Source organism: Coprococcus sp. AM11-30B, from assembly GCF_027674365.1.
Taxonomy (GTDB): Bacteria; Bacillota; Clostridia; order Lachnospirales; family Lachnospiraceae; genus Allocoprococcus; species Allocoprococcus comes.
Genome location: NZ_JAQDVB010000003.1, coordinates 101,880 through 125,684 on the forward strand (window position 1 = coordinate 101,880; position 23,805 = coordinate 125,684).

General features: G+C 44.3%; 22 protein-coding genes. 2 read left to right on the forward strand and 20 right to left on the reverse strand.

Annotation, left to right across the window (positions count from 1 at the left end):
• Window positions 1-19: 19 nt before the first annotated feature.
• The 17 genes from hrcA to argC all read right to left on the reverse strand — a co-directional run bounded on the left by hrcA (window position 20) and on the right by argC (window position 18,619).
• The gene (hrcA, locus tag PGU50_RS02470) at window positions 20-1,081 is read right to left on the reverse strand and encodes a heat-inducible transcriptional repressor HrcA (protein WP_008374717.1); all 1,062 of its coding nucleotides are present in this window, start codon (window positions 1,079-1,081) and stop codon (window positions 20-22) included.
• Window positions 1,082-1,457: 376 nt separating this feature from the next.
• On the reverse strand, window positions 1,458-1,904 hold the full coding sequence (locus PGU50_RS02475) for an RrF2 family transcriptional regulator (protein WP_008374709.1): 447 nt from the start codon (window positions 1,902-1,904) through the stop codon (window positions 1,458-1,460).
• A gap of 3 nt (window positions 1,905-1,907) precedes the next feature.
• Window positions 1,908-2,840, reverse strand: coding sequence for a cysteine synthase A (gene cysK, locus PGU50_RS02480; RefSeq protein ID WP_055157569.1), 933 nt, complete (start codon window positions 2,838-2,840; stop codon window positions 1,908-1,910).
• A 114-nt stretch (window positions 2,841-2,954) separates the two neighbouring features.
• Entirely contained in the window at window positions 2,955-4,136 is a 1,182-nt protein-coding gene (gene hemW / locus PGU50_RS02485; protein WP_055157567.1) for a radical SAM family heme chaperone HemW, read from the reverse strand.
• Between the two features lie 209 nt (window positions 4,137-4,345).
• Window positions 4,346-6,157, reverse strand: a complete 1,812-nt coding sequence (gene lepA, locus PGU50_RS02490; protein WP_008374702.1) for a translation elongation factor 4 — start codon at window positions 6,155-6,157, stop codon at window positions 4,346-4,348.
• Window positions 6,158-6,195: 38 nt separating this feature from the next.
• The gene (gene holA / locus PGU50_RS02495) at window positions 6,196-7,185 is read right to left on the reverse strand and encodes a DNA polymerase III subunit delta (protein WP_055157565.1); all 990 of its coding nucleotides are present in this window, start codon (window positions 7,183-7,185) and stop codon (window positions 6,196-6,198) included.
• Window positions 7,182-9,416, reverse strand: a complete 2,235-nt coding sequence (locus PGU50_RS02500) for a DNA internalization-related competence protein ComEC/Rec2 (RefSeq protein WP_270246082.1) — start codon at window positions 9,414-9,416, stop codon at window positions 7,182-7,184. Before PGU50_RS02500 ends, holA begins: the two co-directional genes overlap by 4 nt.
• A 4-nt stretch (window positions 9,417-9,420) precedes the next feature.
• Window positions 9,421-10,347, reverse strand: coding sequence for a GerMN domain-containing protein (locus tag PGU50_RS02505; protein ID WP_147356964.1), 927 nt, complete (start codon window positions 10,345-10,347; stop codon window positions 9,421-9,423).
• Window positions 10,348-10,352: 5 nt separating this feature from the next.
• The gene (locus PGU50_RS02510; protein WP_270246083.1) at window positions 10,353-11,834 is read right to left on the reverse strand and encodes a sensor histidine kinase; all 1,482 of its coding nucleotides are present in this window, start codon (window positions 11,832-11,834) and stop codon (window positions 10,353-10,355) included.
• Window positions 11,779-12,468 (reverse strand): response regulator transcription factor, encoded by a 690-nt coding sequence (locus PGU50_RS02515; protein WP_008374691.1) that lies wholly within the window; start codon window positions 12,466-12,468, stop codon window positions 11,779-11,781. The genes PGU50_RS02510 and PGU50_RS02515 overlap by 56 nt, the downstream gene beginning before the upstream one ends.
• Window positions 12,469-12,481: 13 nt before the next feature.
• On the reverse strand, window positions 12,482-13,144 hold the full coding sequence (locus PGU50_RS02520) for a helix-hairpin-helix domain-containing protein (protein ID WP_270246084.1): 663 nt from the start codon (window positions 13,142-13,144) through the stop codon (window positions 12,482-12,484).
• Between the two features lie 81 nt (window positions 13,145-13,225).
• Entirely contained in the window at window positions 13,226-13,657 is a 432-nt protein-coding gene (locus PGU50_RS02525) for a DMT family transporter (RefSeq protein WP_008374687.1), read from the reverse strand.
• A gap of 78 nt (window positions 13,658-13,735) precedes the next feature.
• On the reverse strand, window positions 13,736-14,917 hold the full coding sequence (locus PGU50_RS02530; RefSeq protein ID WP_118217300.1) for an aspartate aminotransferase family protein: 1,182 nt from the start codon (window positions 14,915-14,917) through the stop codon (window positions 13,736-13,738).
• Between the two features lie 29 nt (window positions 14,918-14,946).
• On the reverse strand, window positions 14,947-15,834 hold the full coding sequence (gene argB / locus PGU50_RS02535; protein WP_008374684.1) for an acetylglutamate kinase: 888 nt from the start codon (window positions 15,832-15,834) through the stop codon (window positions 14,947-14,949).
• Window positions 15,835-15,846: 12 nt separating this feature from the next.
• Window positions 15,847-17,070 (reverse strand): bifunctional glutamate N-acetyltransferase/amino-acid acetyltransferase ArgJ, encoded by a 1,224-nt coding sequence (argJ, locus tag PGU50_RS02540; protein WP_117823967.1) that lies wholly within the window; start codon window positions 17,068-17,070, stop codon window positions 15,847-15,849.
• A gap of 15 nt (window positions 17,071-17,085) precedes the next feature.
• Window positions 17,086-17,535, reverse strand: coding sequence for a GNAT family N-acetyltransferase (locus tag PGU50_RS02545; protein ID WP_044999341.1), 450 nt, complete (start codon window positions 17,533-17,535; stop codon window positions 17,086-17,088).
• 43 nt (window positions 17,536-17,578) lie between these two features.
• Window positions 17,579-18,619, reverse strand: a complete 1,041-nt coding sequence (argC, locus tag PGU50_RS02550; protein ID WP_022220715.1) for an N-acetyl-gamma-glutamyl-phosphate reductase — start codon at window positions 18,617-18,619, stop codon at window positions 17,579-17,581.
• A 351-nt stretch (window positions 18,620-18,970) separates the two neighbouring features.
• Here argC and PGU50_RS02555 point away from each other — a divergent pair, with 351 nt between their 5' ends.
• A complete protein-coding gene (locus PGU50_RS02555) occupies window positions 18,971-20,302 on the forward strand; it encodes an MATE family efflux transporter (RefSeq protein ID WP_270246085.1) in 1,332 nt (443 codons plus the stop codon).
• Window positions 20,303-20,383: 81 nt separating this feature from the next.
• Here the strand turns inward: PGU50_RS02555 and PGU50_RS02560 are convergent, their stop codons facing one another.
• The 3 genes from PGU50_RS02560 to PGU50_RS02570 all read right to left on the reverse strand — a co-directional run bounded on the left by PGU50_RS02560 (window position 20,384) and on the right by PGU50_RS02570 (window position 21,842).
• Entirely contained in the window at window positions 20,384-20,890 is a 507-nt protein-coding gene (locus PGU50_RS02560; RefSeq protein WP_008374672.1) for a methylated-DNA--[protein]-cysteine S-methyltransferase, read from the reverse strand.
• Window positions 20,891-21,159: 269 nt separating this feature from the next.
• On the reverse strand, window positions 21,160-21,345 hold the full coding sequence (locus PGU50_RS02565) for a hypothetical protein (protein ID WP_173685029.1): 186 nt from the start codon (window positions 21,343-21,345) through the stop codon (window positions 21,160-21,162).
• Between the two features lie 293 nt (window positions 21,346-21,638).
• Complete coding sequence (locus PGU50_RS02570; protein WP_270246086.1) at window positions 21,639-21,842, reverse strand: hypothetical protein; 204 nt, start codon at window positions 21,840-21,842, stop codon at window positions 21,639-21,641.
• 319 nt (window positions 21,843-22,161) lie between these two features.
• Between PGU50_RS02570 and PGU50_RS02575 the strand changes: the two genes are divergently transcribed.
• Window positions 22,162-23,382 (forward strand): argininosuccinate synthase, encoded by a 1,221-nt coding sequence (locus tag PGU50_RS02575; RefSeq protein WP_008374664.1) that lies wholly within the window; start codon window positions 22,162-22,164, stop codon window positions 23,380-23,382.
• Window positions 23,383-23,805 lie beyond the last annotated feature (423 nt).

Sequence of the window (23,805 nt, forward strand, 5' to 3'; positions counted from 1 at the left end):
CTTCCACCTTTCTTACTTCTTATTCGAGCTTTTTCGGCTCATCCCTGTGGAATATGTCATCCAGCTCTGCCATCAGTGTCTTAAGCGTCTTCATGACATGTTCATAATCCATTCGCTTCGGTCCGATGATTCCGATGGTTCCCTGCATGCCCTCGCCCAACTCATATGTTGCTGTGACTACGCTGCAGTCTTTCATGTTCTCCACATTCGATTCATCTCCGATGTATACCTGGATGTCTCTGTCTTCACCGCCGTTTGCCATTGACTTTGTTACCAGAGCGGCAAGCTGCTGCTTTTCTTCAAAAGCACTGATGATCTCCTGTGCGCTCTGCTTATCACTAAGCTCCGGATACTTGAAAATATTCGTCGCGCCACTGGTGTAAATCTCCATGTCGTCATCCAGCTGGATCACATTCGCTACTGCATCCAGAACACTGCTCATCACACCACTGTGGATCCCTGCCTGTTCTTTCAGTCTTGCGATCACTCCCAGATTGATCTGCTCTAGTGAAGTTCCGTTCAGCGAAGTATTCAGAAGCATATTCAGCTTCAATAGTGCTTCATTGCTGAGCGGCTCATCCAGTGTCACGATCTGGTTCTTTACAATGTTGCCTTCCATCACGATCACAACGATCAGCTGATGGTCATCAACCTGTGAAAGCTGGATAAATTTTAATTTGTTCCCGTTGTAAGTCGGAGTCGAAATCATCGTCGCATAATTCGTGTTGTTCGCAAGAACCTTTGCAACCTGCTTCAGAAGTTCTTCCATCTTGTCAGCCTTCTCAAGCATCTGACCTTTGATTTCGGTAATCTCCTGTTCTTTCTGGCTCATCAGCATATCCACATACCATCTATAACCTTTATCCGACGGAATCCTTCCTGCTGATGTGTGAGGCTGCATGATATAACCAAGCTCTTCGAGATCTGCCATCTCATTTCGGATTGTTGCCGAACTTAAATTCAGATCCGTATACTTGGAAATCGTTCTGGATCCCACAGGCTCTCCGGTCTCAAGATAGTTCTTAATGATTGCATGTAAGATCTTCGTCTTCCGCTCACTAAGTTCCTGTATGGCTTCCATATGCTACCTCCTTTTTGTTATTAGCACTCGTTATGTATGAGTGCTAATATTTTCTACGCTTATAAATGTACCACTTACTATTCACTTTGTCAACAGGGTTTATGATTTTTTTATTTTTAGTCCGGTTCCACCTGGATATGCTGTCGGATTCCAATTCAATCGGCAAACCATTCCGATGAGACTCAAATCATTGTGGAAGCCATTGCTGACACAATGATTGTTTTCGGAGGCTCATCGGAATGGTTTGCCGATTGAATTGGAATCCCTTCTTTTCTGCCTGAACCGCCTGCTCCCTTCCTCCCAAACTCCCCACCCGACCGTCAAACCAAAAAATACACACCCCAGCCTCCCGGTCTGATGGTGTGCATTTCTTCTATTATATATAGTACATATCCTGACTGTATTCACTGTATTCCTGATATTTTTGTTCGAGGTCAGAGAGAAACAGATTCTCAAGGATATCCTGTAGTCCTCTGTTCAGACGTTCGATAACTTCACTCTGTACAGCCTGAGCCGCAGCTCTTCCGTTCTCGGCGCCTTCTACATCCTCTTCTTCGATGAGATAATCACCTTCCAGCGCACGTAATATTTCCGCAACCGAAATCTTTGTGGCAGGCTTCGCCAACAGGTATCCCCCCTGCGGTCCTTTCACGCTTTTAATGATTCCGGCTTTTCTGAGTGCCGCAAATACCTGTTCCAGATACTGCGGTGAAATACTGTTACGCTCTGCAATTGCTGCAAGTGCAACATGGGATTCTTTCGAGTATACGGACAGGTCGATCAGTGCCCGAAGTCCGTATCTGCTTTTCTTTGAAAAATTCATATTCTACTCCGTGAAGAGCGGTGTGGAATAATATCTGTCTCCGGTATCCGGAAGCAGTGCCACAATCGTCTTTCCTTTGTTTTCCGGACGTTTTGCAAGTTCGATCGCTCCATAAAGTGCGGCTCCCGAAGAAATTCCTACCAGGATTCCCTCTTTCTTTGCAAGCAGCTTTCCTGTTGCAAAAGCGTCATCATTTTCTACAGTAAATATTTCATCATATACAGTTGTGTTGAGTACGTCCGGTACAAATCCTGCTCCGATTCCCTGAATTTTGTGAGGACCACCTTTTCCTGTAGAAAGTACCGGTGAACTTGCAGGCTCCAATGCAACGATCTTCACATCCGGATTCTGAGATTTCAGATATTCGCCGACACCGGTCAGTGTTCCACCTGTACCAACACCTGCGATAAACAGATCTACTTCTCCGTCTGTATCCTTCCAGATCTCTGGTCCGGTTGTCTTTCTGTGTACTTCCGGATTAGCCGGATTAACAAACTGTCCAGGGATATAGCTGCCCGGGATCTCTTTTGCAAGTTCATCTGCTTTTTCAATCGCACCCTTCATTCCCTTTGCGCCTTCTGTCAGAACAATCTCTGCTCCGTATGCTTTCAGGATGTTTCTTCTTTCTACACTCATTGTCTCCGGCATAGTAAGAATGATACGGTATCCTTTGACTGCTGCAATCGATGCAAGACCGATTCCCGTATTTCCCGAAGTAGGCTCAATGATAACAGAACCTTCTTTTAATAATCCTTTTTCCTCAGCATCCTCGATCATTGCTTTGGCAATTCTGTCTTTTACACTTCCGGCCGGGTTAAAATATTCCAGTTTCACAAGGATTCTTGCCTCTAATCCTAATTCTTCTTCAATATTTTTCACCTCTACAAGAGGAGTATTTCCAACAAGCTCTAAAGCACCATTATAAATTTTTGACATCGTAAGTTCTCCTTTCTTTCCTACTGTTTTGATAGGTTTAACTCGATGATGTCATTATATGCCTATAAAACCTATTTGTCAAGTATACTTTATATTTTTCTGATTTTCCAAATTTTACTCTTCCAGCAGAAACTCTACAAACACACTGTTGCTGACATCGATCCCCCGTTTTGTAAGCCATACTCTGTCATCATCCTGCTCAAGAAGCTTTAAGCTTTCCAGTTTGCAGATCGGTTCACCGTAAATATCCTCCAGACTCTTCCCAAAATACTCTGAAAATTCTTTTTTTGAGATTCCGTTCATTTTCCGCAGTCCAAGAAACATAAATTCCTCCATCTCCTCAGTTTCTGTCAGAAGCTCTGCTTGAAATTTGTTCCTGTAGGAATGTGCATACTCCCTTAACTGATCCGGGTTCGTGTAGCGACTCATTTTTCCTTCCAGCTTCCTGCATTTTCCAATCAGATCCCCGGGAACCAGGGATGCCGCACCAATTCCAAATCCCAGATACGGAATTCTCTCCCAATATCCCAGGTTGTGCCGGCAGGCATATCCCTCCTTAGCATAATTGGAAATCTCGTAACGGTGATATCCGTTCTTCTCCATCAGCGTTTCCGTATCCCAGTACATCTGACGCTCCGCATCCTCATCCGGAAGCTTTGGCCCTTCTTTTGCCTCGTCTTCTACATATTTTTTATAGAAAGTTGTTCCCTCTTCCAAGATCAGACTATATGCAGAAATATGCTCCGGGGAAAGTGCCATTACCTGCTCCAGTGTACGCCTCCAGCTTTCCACCGTCTGCCCCGGAATTGCCGAGATCAGGTCTACATTGATATTTGAAAAACCATTGGCTCTCGCCAGATGATATGCTTCCCGAAATTCTTCATAAGTATGGATTCTTCCAAGCAGACGAAGTTCCTCATCATTGACCGACTGCAGACCGATACTCAGACGGTTCACCCCTGCCTGTCTGTACTTTCGCAGTTTTTCTTCCGTTACCGTTCCCGGATTCATTTCCATAGTGATCTCTGCGTCCTCATCCAACGTAAATATTTCCCTGACCGTATCCATCAGCCGCCCAATCTGCTCACCGGTAAGAAGAGATGGGGTTCCGCCTCCGAAAAAAATGGAAATCACCCTGTAATTCTGCACTGTATCCGGACAGTTTCTGATCTCGTCGACCAGCATTTTCACATATTCCTCTTTTTCCTTTTCTCCGGCCGGACCGGAAAGGAAATCACAATATGCACATTTTTTCACACAAAACGGAATATGAATATATAGTTCTAAAGGCTGCATCTGCTTTTCTCCTTTTCTGTGCAAAAGGCAGGAACTTTTCCCTCGGAAACCGCTCCTGCCTTTTTGTGTATACGATGAGCCAAGTACAGATTTGTGCTTGCACAAGAATCTGTACTTGGCGAATGTACATCATCGAGCTGTTAAGCGAGATAGTGTACAAAGTATACGAATCGAGTAGGAGTCAGCCTGCTCGATTATCCTTTGTCTGTCTATTTGTCGTCCAGTTTTAATACACTCATAAATGCCTTCTGTGGAATTTCTACATTTCCAACCTGGCGCATACGCTTCTTTCCTTCCTTCTGCTTTTCCAGAAGCTTCTTCTTACGGCTGATATCACCGCCGTAGCACTTGGCAAGTACGTCCTTACGCATGGCTCTTACTGTTTCACGGGCAATGATCTTGCTTCCGACAGCTGCCTGGATCGGAATCTCAAAAAGCTGTCTCGGAATCTCTTCTTTGAGCTTCTCACACATCTTTCTTCCTCTCTCATAAGCACTTCCCGCAAATACAATAAAGGAAAGAGCATCCACTTCTTCTTTGTTGATCAGGATATCCAGCTTGACCAAATCAGATTTGACATAGCCGAGCATTTCATAATCAAAAGACGCATAACCGCGGGATCTGGATTTGAGCGCATCAAAGAAATCATAGATGATCTCATTCAGAGGCAGGTGGTATTTCAATACCGCTCTGGTCTCTTCGATGTATTCCATTCCCTGATATTCGCCACGTCTTTCCTGACACAGATCCATGATCGCACCGATAAATTCGGATGTCACCATAATCTCTGCTTTTACCATCGGCTCTTCCATAAAATCAATTTCTGACGGATCCGGAAGATTAGACGGATTGGTCAGGTCGATCACTTCTCCGTTGGTCTTGTGCACCTTGTAGATAACGCCCGGCGCAGTTGTCACCAGATCCAGATTGTATTCTCTTTCCAGTCTCTCCTGAATGATCTCCAGATGCAAAAGTCCAAGGAAACCACAGCGGAAACCAAATCCCAGCGCAAGAGAGGTCTCCGGTTCAAACTGAAGTGCCGCATCGTTGAGTTGCAGTTTTTCCAGTGCATCTCTCAGATCCGGGTATTTGGAGCTGTCTGCCGGATACATTCCGCAGTACACCATCGGGTTGACCTTTTTATATCCCGGAAGAGGCTCAGAACATGGATTTTCCGCACCTGTTACGGTATCACCCACACGGGTGTCCTTTACATTTTTCAGGCTGGCTGTAAAATATCCAACCATTCCTGCTGAAAGCTCATCACAAGGGATAAACTGTCCGGCACCAAAATATCCAACCTCCACAACATCAGCAGTTGCACCTGTCGCCATCATATGAATCGGCATTCCTTTCGTGATACATCCTTCTTTGATACGGCAGAATACGATAACACCTTTATACGGATCATAGAGGGAATCGAAAATCAGTGCCTGAAGCGGTGCATCCGGATCTCCTGTCGGAGAAGGGATCTTTGTCACGATCTGTTCCAAAACCTGATCTACATTAAGCCCTGTCTTTGCCGAGATCAGTGGTGCATCCTGCGCTTCAATTCCGATCACATCTTCAATCTCTTCGATCACACGCTGCGGCTCTGCGCTTGGAAGATCGATCTTGTTGATAACCGGCATGACATCCAGATCATGGTCCAGTGCCAGATATACATTTGCCAGTGTCTGCGCTTCTACGCCCTGTGCCGCATCAACGACCAGGATCGCTCCATCACAGGCTGCAAGACTCCGTGACACTTCATAGTTAAAGTCTACGTGTCCCGGAGTATCGATCAGATTAAAGATATATTCCTCCCCATCCTTTGCCTTATAAACCGTGCGGACTGCCTGTGATTTGATTGTGATACCACGTTCTCTTTCCAGATCCATGTTATCCAGCACCTGTGCCTGCATCTCTCTGCTGGTCAGAAGACCTGTCTGTTCGATAATACGGTCCGCCAGTGTGGATTTTCCATGGTCAATATGTGCAATAATACAAAAATTCCGAATCTTTTTCTGATCCATATGCATATTTTCAGTCTCTCCTTTTTCTTCTTATCTATATCTGATTACTTTTCCCGTTTGCTACTATACTGCACCAGAAAGAGTTCCACCGAGAGGATATCTCCCATCTTTCCGGTTTTTACATCTTCTTCCGTCTGTACACCGGCTTCTACGATCCCACGCAGCTCTTTCCTGGTAAATGCCTTCGCCTGTGCCCGGTACTTTCCTACCAGGAATGGCATGATTCCCACCTTGGCGGCAATCTCTTTTGGCGGAACCCCAGTACGGTCCATCTCTTTTACCTCCATCAGGATACGGAACTGTCTGGTCAGCAGGTAGAGGATCCGCATCGGCGGTTCCTTCAGTGTCAGAAGATCATAATAGTAATCCAGCGCTTTTTTCTGCTCTTTTGCCGCAACCGCATCTACCATATCAAAAATATGGTTTCCGATCTGCGTAGTACAGATTTCATCAATATCTGCTGCCGTGATCTCCGTGTGGTTCATGCAGTAACAGAATAATTTTTCCAGCTCCTGCCCGAGATTCTCCATGTCATTACCAGTCTTTGCAAGCAGATAGCGCACTGCTGCCTCCGACATCTGAAGCTTCTCCTTTTTCGCCATCCCAAGGATCCAGCGGATCAGTGTCTTTTCATCCTGCCGCTTCAGTTCTACAATATGACCTTTCTCCTTGATCGCTTTGTAGAGCTTTCCTCTCTTATCCAGCTCTGATTCCACAAAGATCATATAAGTGGTCTCCGGCATGTTCTTCAGATATTCTGCCAGCTCCGGTGTCGCATTTTTCAGAAAACCGGTATTTTCCAGAACGATCAGCCTGCGCTCTGCAAAAAAAGGTAAGGTCTCGGCAAGGTCGATAATCTCCTTCGGGTTCGTGTTCTTTCCCTCAAAATAACGATAATTCATCGTGTCACCTTCCGGAACCATCGCTTTGACGAAACGGTTTTTATATAATTTTTTCAGATAAGCTTCTTCGCCGTACAGAAGATAAATCTGCTTAAACTGTCCTGTCTTTAAATCTTCATTCAAACTTTTCATGGACTTTGGATACCATATTCCCTTCCATCTGTATACATACTGACAGCACCTCTGTCTTTCGTATTATATAGGCTTACGCCCCATTTTGCAAGTCTTTCCAGTGTTTCCGCATGCGGATGTCCATAACGGTTTTCTTTTCCGGATGAACAGAATGCTACCCGTGGTCGGATCACTTCCAGAAGCTCTTCGCCGGTCGCATTTCTTGATCCGTGGTGTCCGACTTTCAGCAGATCATAACACGCCGGAAGTTCTCCTTTTTTCCGGAGATTCTTTATTCTCTCTGCCAACAGCTCTTCTCCGGTATTTTCCAGATCTCCGGTAAAAAGCATGGTAATTTTTCCATATTGCAGGTGAAGTACCAGAGAATTTTCATTTCCATTTTCAGATGGCTCACCTTCTCCAGGCCAGAGACAACGCATCTTCAATTTTCCAGACAGAAAAATAGTATCCATCTCCATTACCCGTACCTTCGTTCCTGCCTCTTCTGCCAGATTACATAATTTAATAAGCCTTTCATCCCAATATTTCTGTTCCGGAAAAATCAGATACTGGATTTCTACTCCATACTTTCTCCGTTCCAGAAGTTCTTCCACTGCATTTAAGTGATCCACATCCCCATGCGTCACCCACACATAATCCAGCCTCTTCACGCCCCGGAATTTTAAAAATGGTTCCAACCGGTATCTTCCTGCTGCATCTACCGAACTGCTTCCGCCGTCGATCAGGTAATTTTTTCCGTTTCCGTCCCGAAAGAAAAAACAGTCGCCCTGTCCCACATCCAGCATAGTCAGCTCCATCTGCCCTCGTTTCCACTTTGGGATCCCGAGCAGGATGAGCAGGATCCCAGCTGTCACAAGCTGTCTTACCACCTGTTTCCCGGTTTGTCTACCCTCTTTCTTTTCCTTCCTTTTTCTCCACAAATAAAGTAGAAGAACCCCATAATAACAGGCAATCTGCCAGAGCCGTGGTCTTCCCGGAATCCACCTTGCCCCCGGAAGTTCCAGGAGCAGACCGCTCCCTTTTTCATAAAAAAGCAAAATCCACTCTGTTATTTTCCAAAGTGCGCTCTGCATTATATCTCCTGCCCCACACGGAATCAGCATGACTGCCATCCCTGCACTCCCGCAAAACAGAAGCACGGATGCCATCGGAATTACCAGAAGATTCCAGGCTGGCGCATACAGGCAGGTTTCATAATAGTGCCACAATGTAACTGGCAGCAGAAAAAGCCAGAGCCTCACCGACATCCGGACACTGTCTGAAAATCTGCCTTTTTTATTTCCCAAACCAATCAGATAGATACCGAGAACCGCAGCAAAAGAAAGCTGGAACCCTGCCGTAAAAAGCCGCAACGGATTTGCCAGAAGCAAACCAATTTCCGCAATCCCAAGTGCCGTCAATCCATCGTATTCCCTTCCTGTCAGCTCTGCTCCCATCCGGATCAGAAACATGGTAAACGCCCGCAGTGCCGAAACACTCATTCCAGTCATCACCACATAGCTCCCAAGAAGCAGACTTCCCACTACACCGGCCTGTAAAATAGAAAATCCGGTTTTCCTAAGCCCCCGGTAAAGTCCGTTGCCAAAAAAAGAAATATGCAGACCGGATATAGCCAGCAGATGCCCGATCCCTGCCACCCGGTAAAGTTCTTTCACTTTCTCTTCTGTATAAAAAGAATCTCCCAGAAGAACCGCACACAAAATACCCCCTCGACGCTTTCCCATCTCTCTGCAGATCTCATCTGCGGTCCGGTTCCTAAACTGCCACAGCTTTTCGCGGAAGGAAGTCTTTTTCACCTGTTTTTCCAGAACCTTCCCTTTCCATAAGACTGCCTGGATATTCTGCTGCTTATAATAATTTTTCTGGTCAAAATTGCCCGGATTGGCCGCCGGATCAAAAAATCCCACATTGCCTTTAACCAGAATCCGCTGTCCGATTTCCGGACCATTTCCCTTTTCATCCAGATAGACAAGCAGCCTCTCGTCAGCGACTGCTTTTCCATTCCCCATCTCTCTGATCTGTATTTTTTTCAGATACAGGATCAGTTTTTCTTCTTTTCTGGTTTTCTGATAAACCTCTCCTTCCACCATCACTTCTTCCGACTCTTTCCAGAGCTTCTCACACCTTGACACACCGAGTCTTCCAAAAATCTTTCCTCCCCCTGTCAGATACAGTACCAGAATCAGTCCTGCCAGAAGTATTCCGGCAAAACCAAGTCTTCGCTTGATCAACCGATCAATCCTCCTTTATCATTTCCTGGTTTCTGCTCAGAGGTTCATCCAGCTTTATACTCTCCTGATATACAATACTGCTGTCTCCGTTGATTGAAATCTGTACTTCAGAGACATTTCCACCATCGATCACTGAATTTACGATGGAATAGATCACCGTCTCCGGACTGACTCCCGGAGCAATGTTCCGAAGTCCTTCATCAAAATTCAGATAGCAGATATGATCTTTGATCGACACACCCAGCAGCTTTGTTCCTTTTGGTATGGTAGCAAGCAGTCTGTTATTGGATGGTCCTCGCATCAGCTGTTCCACTACAACCCGTTCCTTCGACTCATTGCTGTTATACCGCACCGTATCCTCTTCCTTTTGCAGCTTTTCTCCAGATGAATCTGCATAATACAGCGTAAGCTTCATCTCCTGGAAAGAGTTAATAGAAGAGCCTGTGTTCTGTACAAAATCTTCTGCCTGCTGGTATCCATAAGTATTCCCCTTTTTATCCGTAAGTGGCGTTCCATCTACACAGATCATCACCAGATCCACTCCGTCGATCTGCGTCAGTGAACGGACAAGCGCTGCCCTGCACAGAACCTCTCTTACCGTATCCATCTTTCCGTAAACAGCATTATAGTACAGGATCAGCTTTTCATCCTCCAGAGTGTATCTCTCCAGTTTTACCTTTTTCGGCAGTGCCGCCTGTGCCTTCACCTCGTCATCACACTTCTGCAGCGCAGACAGCATTCCTTTTACTTCTTCGTCCGCCGACTTTCCTGTTCCATCATAGCCGTTCGGAACCAGCGCCGTTCCGCTCTGGTTAATCTGGTAAATCGTGTATTTTGCATCTGCTTTCTGCTCCTTTTTTCTGCATCCCACAACGCCTGTAAGAAGACACACTGCAAGAAGAATGCTTATGATCTGGTAATTTTTTTTCATTCTTCTCACCCTTCCCTCTTGATATAAGTAAGCGGGATCCGGACTGTAAATGTCGTTCCCTCTCCCGGTTCACTGTAGACCTTGATCGCACCGCGGTGCATGACAACCGCATTTCTTGCAATCGAAAGCCCAAGACCAGTTCCGCCGATCTCACGAGAATGGGATTTGTCCACACGGAAAAACCGCTCGAATATATGATCCGTATCTTCTTTCGGAATCCCGATTCCAGAATCCGCAACCTTCAGATAAAAATACTTATGATCCGCATTTAAAGACACGTGTACCCATCCGTTCTCTTTATTGTACTTGATCGCATTTTCCACCAGATTCGTGATCACAAGTGCAATCTTTACCTCATCAATCTCCGCTGTCACCGGACGAAAACTCTCAAATACCAGTTCAATATTACTTTTTGCCGCAAGTGGCTGTAATCTTTTGAGAATCCGTTCTACCAGTTCATTAACATCCTGACTCTTAATATTTAAGTTTGCACCCTTCTTATCCAGTTTTACAAGATCCAGAAGGTCATTGATGATCTTATTCTCCCGCTCGATTTCTTCGGACAAATCACCCATGAATTCCCGGTAAATCTCCGTCGGTGCATCCGGCTGCATCAACAGTGAATCCGCCAGCACCTTCATAGAGGTCAACGGTGTCTTCAACTCATGGGATACATTTGCCACGAACTCTTCTCTCGATGCATCCAGTACTTTATAGCGGTCCCACAGCTTATTAAATGCATTGGAAATCCGTTCCGTTTCATCATAAGCATTTTCATGGAGATAATTATCTCCATAGCCTCCTGCCATCTCCTCGATCGATTGAGACATCCTTTTCAGCGGCCTTACAAGCAGCATACCGATGATTGCTGATAAAAAGATCCCGATAATACTGATTGCAACCGTTGCAATTCTTGCCTTTGACTGCAATGCCTCTACATTGTCACGCAGACTGTCTGTAGAAACACTGACCAAAATCATTCCTTTTACCGGCTCTTCCCCTTTTTTGACCGGGACTGCCACTTCAATGTACCGGCTCTTTCTGTCATAACTTGCCGGCTTCTCGCCGCGGAAGCATTTGACTACATCCTCGGAAATGATCGTCTTTCCCTCCTCCAGATCATAGGTATCTTCCACAATCCGGAATTCATCATCAATAACAAGCACTCTTCCATTGTAAATATTGGATAATTGTGATAGTTCTGTATCGATCACATCAGAAACTCCCGTTTTCAGATAATCAGAATTGACCAGCTGATTACTCAGAATCATACACTGGTTTTGAATCTCTGCTGTGCGCACGGATACGGTTCTCTGATCATAGCTTTGCAGAATCGCATTCATCAGGATCACACTGGATAATATGACAAATACGCTCAGGATCACCGTTACCCGCACTTGCAGACTTTTTATGAATTTTGGTACAAAAAATTTAACCCCTGAAATAATAGCCAACTCCCCACTTTGTGTAAACGTATTTCGGATCACTTGGATTTACTTCAATCTTCTCGCGCAGTCGTCTGATATGTACATCTACCGTTCTTGCATCTCCCGGATACTCATATCCCCAGACAATATTCAAAAGACTTTCCCTGCTGTAAACCTTGTTCGGATTCATCGCAAGAAGCTCCAGAAGATCAAATTCTTTTGCGGTAAGATTCAGTTCCCTGTCCCCGGAAAAAACTCTCCGACTTTCACAGTCGATCTTCAGATCTCCCTTTACCACAACTTTACCGCTCGCGCTCATCCCGTCTTTTTTAGCGACCCTGCGCATGATTGCCTTCATTCTGGCCTTAACCTCAAGAATGTTGAACGGCTTTGTGATGTAATCATCTGCGCCATATTCCAACCCGAGGATCTTGTCCATATCCTCGCCCTTCGCAGTGAGCATGATGACCGGTACATCTGAGAAATCACGGATCTGTCTGCATACTTCAAATCCATCGTATTTTGGAAGCATGACATCCAGAAGAATCATATCATACTCTTTTCTTTTTACCATCTCAAGTGCTTCCTCACCGTCGTATGCGCAGTCAACTTCCATATCATCCTGTTCCAGGCTGAATCTCAGTCCTTTCACGATCAGCTTTTCATCATCTACTACCAATACTTTTCTGCCCATCTTGCGCACTCCTCTACTCTACCGTTATCTGCTCCCGGATCTTCTGAAAGATTCCTTCCTTGATCCCGTCCACTTTCTTCAGATCCTCTATCTTCCTGAATCCACCGTTTGTCTCTCTATAAGCAATAATTGCTTCCGCGCGGGACTCGCCAATCCCGCTTAAGCTTAAAAGTTCAGCCTTTGTCGCGGTGTTCAGGTTTATTATTCCTGTGTCTTTTCCCATCCCGGCATCTGCCATATCCGATGGTGAACCTTCTTCTTTCAAAGTCTGTTCTTCTTCTCTGGATGGCACATAAATCCTTTGTCCATCTGCCAGATGTGCTGCCTGATTCAGATAAACCTGTCCTGCTGCCTCCGTCAGACCTCCCGCTGCTTCTATGGCATGCGTGATGCGGTCTCCTTCCTGCAGTTCATATACACCGGGTGATGCCACCTCGCCACATACATACACCCAGATCGAACCTTCTTTTTCTTCACCACCCGGATCTGCTTTTGCCTTATCCGGCTTTTCTTCGGCAGCCTTTGATTCTGCCTCGTTTTTCTTATCCCCGGCATCCGCTTCTGCAGCAGCCACACTGGTAAAGGTCTCTTCTTTTTCATGGCATGCTGACAGCATACAGCTGATTCCAAGGAAAATTCCACATATTTGATATAAAATCCGTCTTCTTTTCCGCATACATACTCCTTTTCCGCAGAGCATGTCCCCTCGTACTTCCAAGACATGATTATTGTAACGAATTTTTTTCCAAAAGACAACCTATTTCCACTGAAAAATTGTCGTGCCGATCAGAGCGATCCCCATACCGATCACTTTTCTCCAGGAAAATGGCTCTTTTTCCACACCAAATAATCCCACCAGTTCAATCAGATACGCCACAATAAGCTGAGACATAACGATCAGAAGTGCCGCCTTTGCAGGCCCGAGCTGCGCCATACTTTTGATCACGGTCCAGGTGATCCCTGCTCCGATCACACCGCCAAGCAGCATATATTTAGGCTGCACCTCTCCTATCGTGGCAATACTGTCCCTTCCCATGATCAGCCACATTACCAGGCAGATGGCAAATGCACTAAGCTGCACCCAGGCATTGCTCACCCACATTCCTGTCGTCTTTGTTACCTGGGTGTTAAATACCCCCTGCACACTCATCAGCGCTCCCGACAGCAGGGCAATAAAAAATCCGGTCATCTTTCATACCTCCTTTTCTTCTGAAAGTATATCCGATGACCGGCTCTTTTATTCTCTTATTTTTATCAGGCACCGACTTTATGCAAGTGCTTTTTTCAGGATCTCTGCCATCTCATCTACCTGTTCTTTACCGATAACAAGCGGTGGGATCATTCGGATCACATCTGTTCCAGCTCCGATGATCAGAAGTCCTTCTTCCAACGCTTTGGCTGTCACTTCACCCAGCGGCTTGGTGATCTGAAGTCCCTGGATCAATCCTCTTCCCTTTACTTTAACGGCTGCATCGCAGGTATCCACGATTTCCTGCAGTTTCTGTGTCAGATATGGTGCGATTTCATTGACATGATCGAGCATATGCTCTTTTTCAAAGATCTCAATAGTCTTGCTGACCGCTGCACAGCAAAGTGGGTTTCCACCATATGTAGTTCCGTGATCTCCCGGTACCAGCGAATTATCTGCAACTTCTTTTGTCATCGCAAATGCGCCGACCGGAACACCGCTTCCGATTGCTTTCGCCATTGTCATGATATCCGGTGTGATTCCCATCTGCTGCCATGCAAACCATGCACCGCTTCGTCCCATACCACACTGTACTTCATCGCAGATCATCAGGATTCCGTTCTCATCACAGATCTTACGGATTCCCTGCATAAATTCTTTTGTCGCTGCGTTGATTCCGCCTTCGCCCTGGATTGTTTCCAGAATGATCGCGCAGGTCTTATCATTTACCAGTGCTTTTACACTGTCAAGATCATTGTAGATTGCAAAATGTACACCAGGCATAACCGGTTCAAATGGCTCTCTGTATTCTTTGTGTCCGGTAAGTGCAACTGCACCCATACTTCTGCCGTGGAATGAATTCTCCATTGCAATAAATTCATAACGTCCGGTTTTTTTTGTGTACGCATATTTTCTTGCAGTTTTGATCGCACCTTCGATTGCTTCTCCACCACTGTTTGTGAAGAATACCTTGTACATACCGGTGATCTTTTTCAGATCTTCTCCTGCTTTACCGCAGGTTGTATTATAATACAGGTTTGATGTATGGATCATCTTGTCAATCTGAGCCTTTAATGCATCATTAAATTCCTTGTTATTATATCCCAGAGAAGATACTGCATATCCTGCTGAGAAATCCAGATATTTCTTTCCTTCCGGATCATAGAGGTATGCGCCGTCTCCATGGTCCAATACAACCGGATAACGGTTATAAGTTTTTAAAATCGCGTCGTCCTCTTCCTGCATATACTGATTTGCCATAAGAATTACCTTCTTTCTTTGTCTTCCCTTTAATCTTCTTCACCGTTTCTTAAAATTGCAGTTCCGATACCCTTCTTCGTGAAAATCTCAAGAAGCAGGCAGTGCGGAATTCTTCCATCCAGAATATGGACTCTGGACACTCCGTTTTCAATCGCTCCTACACAGTTCTGCAGTTTCGGAATCATTCCTCCGGAAATTGCTCCGCTTTCGATCAGTTCATTCGCCTGATCTACAGTAAGAGCTGTGATCAGAGAAGATTTATCCTCGTAGTCTCTATATACCCCTTCAATATCAGAGAGGAACGCAAGCTTCTCAGCATGAACCGCTTTTGCGATTGAATAAGCCGCATCATCCGCATTGATATTATAAGTGTTGTAATCATCATCGATTCCGACCGGGCATACGATCGGGAGAAAATCTTTATCCAGAAGATCCAGAAGAACCTCTGCATTGACCTTCTTGATATCTCCTACAAATCCAACGTCCTGTCCTGTCATGGAAAGCTTTTTATCAACTCTTAAAAGTCCGCCGTCTTTTCCACTGACACCGATAGCACGGACACCAAGTTCTTCGACCATACGAACCAGATTTTTATTAACCTTGTTCAGTACCATCTCTGCAATTTCCATGGTCTCTGCGTCCGTCACACGAAGTCCGTCGATGAATTTCGGCTCCATTCCGGCTTTACTTACCCATTTACTGATCTCTTTTCCACCGCCGTGAACGATGATCGGTTTGAATCCAACCAATTTCAAGAATGTAACATCCTTGATGACATTTTTCTGGAGTTCTTCGTCCAGCATTGCACTTCCACCGTATTTTACAACGATGATCTTACGGTTGAAACGCTGAATATAAGTAAGCGCCTCAATCAGAACTTCTGCTTTGTCCAGATACTGCTGCATATCCTGATCCATTTTGCTTACCTCCTAGCTTCTGTAATCTGCATTGATGTCAATATATCCGTGAGTCAGGTCACATCCCCATGCTGTTGCGCTTTCGCTTCCCATCTTCACATCAGCAACTGCTTTTACTTCTTCCTGTGAGAGGATCTCCGTTGCTTTTTCTTCACTGTAATCTACCGCTGTACCATTTTCGATGATCTGGATCTTTCCTGCCTTGCTCTCGAAGAACAGATCCACCTTTTCCGGGTCAAACTGTGCTCCGGAATATCCCATTGCACAGAGGATTCTTCCCCAGTTTGCATCATGTCCTGCAATTGCTGCCTTGGTAAGATTTGAGCATACAATTGATTTTGCAAGTGTCTTTGCAGTCTCTTTTGTATCTGCACCAACTACAGTTACTTCAAATAAAGCAGTTGCTCCTTCTCCGTCCCCTGCGATCTTCTTTGCAAGGTATTCGTTGATCTCATGCAATGCTTCCGCAAAGGTCTTATAGCTTTCACTGTCTACCGTGATCACTTCATTTTCAGCCATTCCGTTTGCAAGAAGAACTACAGAATCATTTGTAGAAGTATCTCCGTCTACGGAAATCATATTGTATGTATCATTGACATCATCACTGAGGGCTTTCTGAAGTGCCTCTTTTGTGATTGCTGCATCTGTTGTGATAAAGCTGAGCATGGTGCACATATTCGGATGGATCATACCAGATCCTTTTGCCATACCACCGATGGTAACGGTCTTTCCGGCAACCTCGATCTCTACTGCGATCTGTTTTTCACAGGTATCAGTCGTCATGATTGCTTTTGCTGCCTCAGTTCCGTTTGCCAGTGTATCATTTTTCTTTTCAGCAAGAGCCTTTACCCCTGCCACGATGCGATCAATTGGAAGCTGCTTTCCAATGACACCGGTCGATCCGATCAGTACACCGTCTGCATTAATTCCAAGAGCTTCTGCTGCCGCATCTGCTGTGTCCTTGCAGTAGCCAAATCCTTCCGCACCGGTACATGCATTGGCAATTCCGGAATTGACGATCACAGCCTGTGCTTTCGCACCACTCTTTACAACCTGCTGATCCCATTTTACGCATGCTGCCTTTACAACGTTTGTAGTAAATGTTCCTGCACATTCACATGGAACCTGGCTGTAGATCATTGCCATGTCGGTTCTGTCCTGATATTTGATCTTTGCTGCTGTTGATGCTGCCTCAAATCCTTTTGCTGCGGTCACACCGCCTTCGATAATCTTCATCGTATATAGCCTCCTTTAGCCCTCTTCGATAAATGCTGTAATATTTTCCTCATTTAAAACAAACTCATAGTAGTTGACATCCGGTCTCTTGGTCCATCCGATCGTATTCCAGAACGTATTGCCGATATCATTCTTGGTAAATGCGATCAGTGTGATCTTGTTGATATGTTCCTCTTTCAGAGCTGACATTGCATAGGCAACCATGCTCTTTCCGATCCCATGACAGCGGTACGCCGGATCTACACATACATGATAAAAACATCCGGTTCTTCCGTCGTGTCCGCAGAGGATTCCTCCTACTACTTTTCCGTCTATTTCGGCGATCACACTGGTTGTCGGATTCCTTTTCAGGAATCGTTCCACGCCTTCTTTTGAATCATCTATGCTCCGGATTCCAAATCCTTTGATCCGCATCCAAAGTGCATGAAGCTGGTCATAATCTTCTACTGTCATCGCACGAATAATTGTTGTCATATATTTTCCATTCCTTTTCTTTTTCTGCCATGTTCTACGGGAACATCGGAACCAGATCAAGACCTTCACTTTCCGGAAGTCCAAAGATCAGGTTCATGTTCTGTACAGCCTGTCCTGCTGCACCTTTTACCAGGTTGTCGATCGCACCCATCATAATGATACGGTTTGTTCTCGGATCGATCTTAAATCCGATATCGACATAATTGCTTCCTTCTACCCATTTTGTTTCCGGGTAAACATCTTTCTCCAGAACGCGGACAAATTTTTCATTTGCATAATATTTATCGTAAACTGCTTTTACTTCTTCCCAGGTAACATCCTTTGTAAGCTTCGCGTACTCTGTTGCCAGGATTCCTCTGTTCATCGGAACCAGATGCGGTGTAAAGTTAATCACAACCTCTTTGCCGCTCGCATATCCAAGCTGTTCCTCGATCTCCGGTGTATGTCTGTGTGTTGCCACACCGTATGCTTTCATATTCTCATTGACTTCACAGTACAGGTTCGGAACCTTTGCCCCTCTTCCTGCTCCGGATGTTCCGGACTTGGCATCAATGATCAGCGTATCCATATCGATCAGTCCTTCTTTTGCCAACGGATAAGCAGTCAGGATGGAGCATGTTGTATAGCATCCAGGATTGGCGATCAGTCTTGCGCCTTTGATATCTTCTCTGTTCACTTCACACAGTCCGTAAACTGCTTCTTCGATAAACTGCGGGCTCTTGTGCTCAATACCGTACCATTTTTCGTAAGTCTTGACATCTTTGATACGGAAATCTGCGCTCAGGTCGATGATCTTAACCTTTGATAAGATTTCTTCATTAACTAATGATGCGCACAGTCCCTGTGGAGTTGCTGTGAAAATCACATCTACCTGATCTGCAAGTTGTTCCATATTATCATCTAAACATACCGCATCTACGATCTGAAACATATTGCGGTATACATCTGCATATTTCTTATCGATATAGCTTCTTGAGCCAAACCATTTAATTTCTACGTCTTTATGTCCTGTTAAAATGCGAACCAGTTCTCCTCCGGCGTAACCGGTAGAACCGATGATTCCTGCTTTAATCATGTAAACCATCCTTTCGTAAATGCCGTATTTGTGTATAGATAGGCATAATCATAAATACTATAAACCCATTAATCCCTATTGTAAAGGGGTTCGCGGTAATTGGGGGAATGTTTTCCGATTGGTTCAGTATACATGGTTTTATTTTGGAAAGCAAGTGGTTTTTTGATTTTTATGCATGTTTCTGTGTATTTTTATGTATAATTTCTTATTTTTATGCATTTATATTTATTTTTATGCATTGTTATGCATTTTTATTATTATAAGATGTATTAAGTCTGTATTCTTTTTATTGACTATTTTAGGAAAATTCAATTAGTATTAAGGAAGTGATTGTAAAGGAGTTGTTATTTTATGGAACGGGATCTTACTTCGGGGAGTGTTTTTCGGAATGTGATTTATTTTTCGCTGCCTTATTTTTTATCTTATTTTTTGCAGACGCTTTATGGGATGGCGGATCTTTTTATTGTTGGGCAGTTTGATGGGGTCGCCAGTACAACAGCGGTTTCGATTGGGAGCCAGGTGATGCATATGTTGACGGTGATGATCGTGGGGCTTGCGATGGGGGCTACAGTTTCAATCGGGCAGTCTATTGGAGCGGGCGATAAGAAAAGGGCTTCTGTGTTTGTGGGAAATACGGTAATTTTGTTTATGGGGATTTCTCTGGTGCTGGCGGTTTTGCTTCTGTTTTTTGTGAAGCCGGCTGTTGCCGTGATGTCTACACCTGCGGAGGCTGTGTCAGAAACGGCAGCTTATCTGACGATCTGTTTTCTCGGGATTCCTTTTATTACGGCGTATAATGTGATCAGTTCGATTTTCCGCGGACTGGGGGATTCTAAAAGTCCGATGTATTTCATCGCAGTTGCATGTGCGGTGAATATTATACTGGATTATCTGTTTATCGGATTTTTCCATCTGGGAGCTTCCGGTGCTGCGCTTGGCACAACACTTTCCCAAGCGTGCAGTGTTCTGTTTGCACTGATTGCCATTAAACGTAAGCAGACCGGACTTTCTCTTTCCGGAGACTGTTTCCGCCCACAAAAAAAACCGCTTGGCAAAATTCTGAATATTGGGATTCCGGTAGCACTTCAGGACGGATTTATTCAGATTGCTTTCATTATTATTACGATCATTGCCAACCGGCGCGGACTGAACGCAGCCGCTGCTGTCGGCATTGTGGAAAAAATCATCAGCTTTCTGTTCCTGATTCCGTCTTCCATGCTTTCGACTGTTTCTGCACTCGCAGCTCAGAATATCGGTGCCGGAAAGTATGACCGTGCAAAGCAGACGCTTCGCTATGCCATGATGATCGCCATTGGATTTGGTCTGGTCGTCTCTATATTGATCCAGTTTATCGCAGCTCCGGTTGTCGGACTTTTCACTGCAGACGCAGCCGTTATTCTTCTCGGCGCACAGTACATTCGCGGATATATCTGGGATTGTATTTTTGCCGGCGTTCATTTCAGTTTCAGCGGATACTTCTGTGCATGCGGAAGATCTGGAATTTCATTTTTACATAACCTGATCGCTATTTTATGCGTGCGTATTCCCGGTGTTTATCTGACTTCAAAAATTTTCCCGCATACACTGTTTCCGATGGGACTCGCAACCGCTACCGGCTCCTTATTGTCTGTGATCATCTGCATCATTGCTTACCGATGGTTATGTGAAAAATCCGGAAAATAGAATACAGGATCGGACTCTTACGAATTTCTCCAGATCATCAAAAATGGTGACTCACTACGAGCCACCATTTTTGATGATCACTTATCTGATATGCGCTTCTTCATGTGCAAGCAGCCATTCTTTCTTTTCAAGTCCACCGGCATATCCGGTCAGGCTTCCGTCGCTTCCGATGACCCGGTGACATGGAATAATCACAGAGATCGGATTATGTCCGACCGCACCTCCGACTGCCTGCGGCGAGATACTTTTCGCGCCCCGTTTTACTGCAAGGATCTTTGCGATCTTTCCATAAGTAATGGTACATCCATATGGGATTTTTGCGATAATCTTCCATACTTCTTTTCGGAAATCACTTCCTGCAGGTGCAAGAGGAAGTTCTTCCGGATCCGGATCCTGCCCTGCAAAATACCGATCCAGCCAGTACTCTGCCTGATCCAGTACCGGCAAGTCTTTCTTCTCCTCAAAATCTTCTATAATCTTGTCCATATAGTATTTCTGTCCTTCAAACCATGCACCGACAAGTACATCCTCCCGTGCTCCAAGCGTAATTTTCCCGATCGGCGAATCATAGTAGCTTACATACAGCATTTTTCATTCTTCCCCTTTTTCATCCGTCCTGATACCCATGTTTTTGAGGATTGCGAGAGTGTAAAGCACGTAGCAATCTGGTATCAAAGGGGTCAAAATACCTTTGGACCCCAACATCTTAAAAATAAAAACAAAATTCCTTAACTTTTGTATCATTCAAATTATAAAATGGAGATTTTTTCCTGTCAATCTTCTTATCCGCGAATTTGTCCATTTCCAAAGATCACATACTTTTTCGTGGTAAGGGCTTCCTGCCCCCAGTCGCTTTCCTATGCCCAAGCGATCCGCTCATCAATCTGCCTTGCTGCTTCGTCTCCCCGGATCTCTACCCCTTTTGCCGAAAGCCGGTCACAGATCACCGGAAACGCCTCCTCTGCAATTTTCCGGATTCTGTTTTCATTTAGAAGAAGCCGGTCGATCAGTGGCTCTGTCATCTTATTTTTTCTTGCAAGCATAATATCCTTTTGGTTTTCTTCTATTATATATGCCTGTTTGACAGAACCAGCCGGCTTCTCACTGATTCCAAGGACATTTTTTCCGATACCGACTGCACCGGAAGATACTACGATTATTTCTTTTCCTTTAGAGTGGCTCTTAATTCCATTTCGTTTTTCCTCTTTTCAATTCATATTCTTAGTAGGTATAAATAAAAGAAGCAGAAAAAGAGTATGCGGCGATACCTTTTTCTGCTTCTTTTTTCACTATCGAATCATAATACTTCAATGACTGAACAAAACCTATCACTTTTTCATTCCATCCGAAATGAACATTTTAAGCTGTATACATTGGATACACGCATTCCCTGATCTGCAATATTGAATTTTCTGTTCTGTGCCCTTGAAGGACACGGTCGATGCGGGAATGTAGGAATGAAAAATACACTGCCTTCTACCGGCAATGTCAGAACGAAATCAAATATGTTATTCTTATTCATTTTATGCATATCACTCATCTCGCCGGTTCCTTTCTTCCTTTAGCGTGTTACCTTGTTACTTTTTGTTATATTTTACGGATTTTTGTGCAAATGTCAAGTATTTTTCTGATTTATCTTTATATTTTCTGTTTAATCTTCTTCTATCCTTCTTTTTTCTTATTACTCTCTTTCCTTTTTTATACATAATTATGCATATTTTATGTATATTTTTACTTTTATTTGCATAAAATAACATTTTTAAAAGTTTTTTCATTTTATTATTGCATAAATATAAAAAATGGTGTATAGTGGGTTGTGAATTGAATACAAAAGAAAATTTTTAGGAGGTTTATATACAATGAAAGAAAAAGTAGTTCTTGCATATTCTGGTGGTCTTGATACTACCACACTGATCCCTTGGTTAAAGGAGACATTTGATTACGAAGTTATCTGCTGCTGTATCGACTGCGGACAGGGCGAAGAGCTGGATGGTCTTGATGAAAGAGCAAAACTCGCAGGTGCTTCTAAATTATACATCGAAGATATCACTGATGATTTCTGTGATAATTATATTATGCCATGTGTACAGGCAAATGCTGTTTACGAAAATGCATACCTTCTCGGAACTTCTATGGCTCGTCCGGCAATCTCCAAGAGACTTGTTGAAGTAGCAAGAAAAGAAGGTGCTACTGCTATCTGCCACGGTGCTACCGGAAAAGGAAATGACCAGATCCGTTTCGAGCTTTCTATCATGGCTCTTGCCCCGGACCTTAAGATCATCGCTCCTTGGAGAATGACAGATCTGTGGACACTTCAGTCACGTGACGATGAGATCGCTTACTGTAAAGCCCACGGAATCGATCTTCCGTTTGACGCAAGCCACAGCTATAGCCGTGACCGTAACTTATGGCACATCAGCCACGAAGGACTGGAACTTGAAGATCCATCCTGCGAACCAAATTACGCTGATCTTCTTGTTCTTGGAAATACACCGGAAAATGCACCGGATGAAGATGAATATGTAACTATGACATTTGAAGAAGGTGTTCCGAAGACAATCAACGGCGAAGCCATGAAGGTTTCTGATATCATCCGCAAACTCAACGAACTTGGCGGCAAGCATGGTATCGGTATCGTTGATATCGTTGAGAACCGTGTTGTTGGTATGAAATCCCGTGGTGTTTATGAAACTCCTGGTGGAACAATCCTGATGGAAGCTCACAAACAGCTTGAAGAACTGGTTATCGACCGTGCTACCATGGAAGTTAAGAAAGATCTTGGCAACAAACTCGCTCAGGTTGTATACGAAGGAAAATGGTTCACACCACTTTGTGAAGCTCTTCGTGCTTTCGTAAAATCTACCCAGAAATATGTTACAGGTGAAGTTAAATTCAGACTTTACAAAGGAAATATCATTAAAGCCGGAACTACTTCTCCATACTCACTTTACAATGAATCTCTGGCAAGCTTCACAACTGGTGATATGTACGATCATCATGATGCAAGCGGATTCATCACTCTGTTCGGACTTCCGCTGAAGGTTCGTGCGATGAAGAATCTTGAGGTAAACAATAAATAATTGTATATCCCAATACTGACAGATTTAAAGGACGTTGATATGAAATTATCAGCGTCCTTTTTCTGAACAAGCCAACGCTTAAAAGGTTCCGCTTTTGGCAAGGGTCTACATGAAATGTAAGTTTCACTCCAACAGGCTCGTCAGGCATAAAATGTCATTTTTATAATTATGCTATAGTAGTTATCAGCCATTTATGATTCATATAAAGGCATATCCACCCCGTATTCTCTATCAATCCCCATACAGATCTGCTCAAATATCTGATTTGGCAGATATACACCTTACTTTCCGCTTTCAGGCAGCTCTCCCAGTGATAGTTTCCCCGGCACAACGCAGTTCCAAGACCGGGAGACGCGCGCAAAGTGAGATCATATTTCAGGCGATACTCCCCTGGTTTTATTTCGGGAAGTTCCTTACAAAATT

Excerpts from the sequence above, each read along its gene's own strand:
- hrcA (WP_008374717.1), bottom strand. The coding sequence starts at position 1,081 with ATGGAAGCCATACAGGAACTTAGTGAGCGGAAGACGAAGATCTTACAT.
- PGU50_RS02475 (WP_008374709.1), bottom strand. The coding sequence starts at position 1,904 with ATGAATTTTTCAAAGAAAAGCAGATACGGACTTCGGGCACTGATCGAC.
- cysK (WP_055157569.1), bottom strand. The coding sequence starts at position 2,840 with ATGTCAAAAATTTATAATGGTGCTTTAGAGCTTGTTGGAAATACTCCT.
- hemW (WP_055157567.1), bottom strand. The coding sequence starts at position 4,136 with ATGCAGCCTTTAGAACTATATATTCATATTCCGTTTTGTGTGAAAAAA.
- lepA (WP_008374702.1), bottom strand. The coding sequence starts at position 6,157 with ATGCATATGGATCAGAAAAAGATTCGGAATTTTTGTATTATTGCACAT.
- holA (WP_055157565.1), bottom strand. The coding sequence starts at position 7,185 with ATGAAAAGTTTGAATGAAGATTTAAAGACAGGACAGTTTAAGCAGATT.
- PGU50_RS02505 (WP_147356964.1), bottom strand. The coding sequence starts at position 10,347 with ATGAAAAAAAATTACCAGATCATAAGCATTCTTCTTGCAGTGTGTCTT.
- PGU50_RS02515 (WP_008374691.1), bottom strand. The coding sequence starts at position 12,468 with ATGGGCAGAAAAGTATTGGTAGTAGATGATGAAAAGCTGATCGTGAAA.
- PGU50_RS02520 (WP_270246084.1), bottom strand. The coding sequence starts at position 13,144 with ATGCGGAAAAGAAGACGGATTTTATATCAAATATGTGGAATTTTCCTT.
- PGU50_RS02525 (WP_008374687.1), bottom strand. The coding sequence starts at position 13,657 with ATGACCGGATTTTTTATTGCCCTGCTGTCGGGAGCGCTGATGAGTGTG.
- PGU50_RS02530 (WP_118217300.1), bottom strand. The coding sequence starts at position 14,917 with ATGGCAAATCAGTATATGCAGGAAGAGGACGACGCGATTTTAAAAACT.
- argB (WP_008374684.1), bottom strand. The coding sequence starts at position 15,834 with ATGGATCAGGATATGCAGCAGTATCTGGACAAAGCAGAAGTTCTGATT.
- argJ (WP_117823967.1), bottom strand. The coding sequence starts at position 17,070 with ATGAAGATTATCGAAGGCGGTGTGACCGCAGCAAAAGGATTTGAGGCA.
- argC (WP_022220715.1), bottom strand. The coding sequence starts at position 18,619 with ATGATTAAAGCAGGAATCATCGGTTCTACCGGTTACGCCGGAGGAGAA.
- PGU50_RS02555 (WP_270246085.1), top strand. The coding sequence starts at position 18,971 with ATGGAACGGGATCTTACTTCGGGGAGTGTTTTTCGGAATGTGATTTAT.
- PGU50_RS02560 (WP_008374672.1), bottom strand. The coding sequence starts at position 20,890 with ATGCTGTATGTAAGCTACTATGATTCGCCGATCGGGAAAATTACGCTT.
- PGU50_RS02565 (WP_173685029.1), bottom strand. The coding sequence starts at position 21,345 with ATGCTTGCAAGAAAAAATAAGATGACAGAGCCACTGATCGACCGGCTT.
- PGU50_RS02570 (WP_270246086.1), bottom strand. The coding sequence starts at position 21,842 with ATGAGTGATATGCATAAAATGAATAAGAATAACATATTTGATTTCGTT.
- PGU50_RS02575 (WP_008374664.1), top strand. The coding sequence starts at position 22,162 with ATGAAAGAAAAAGTAGTTCTTGCATATTCTGGTGGTCTTGATACTACC.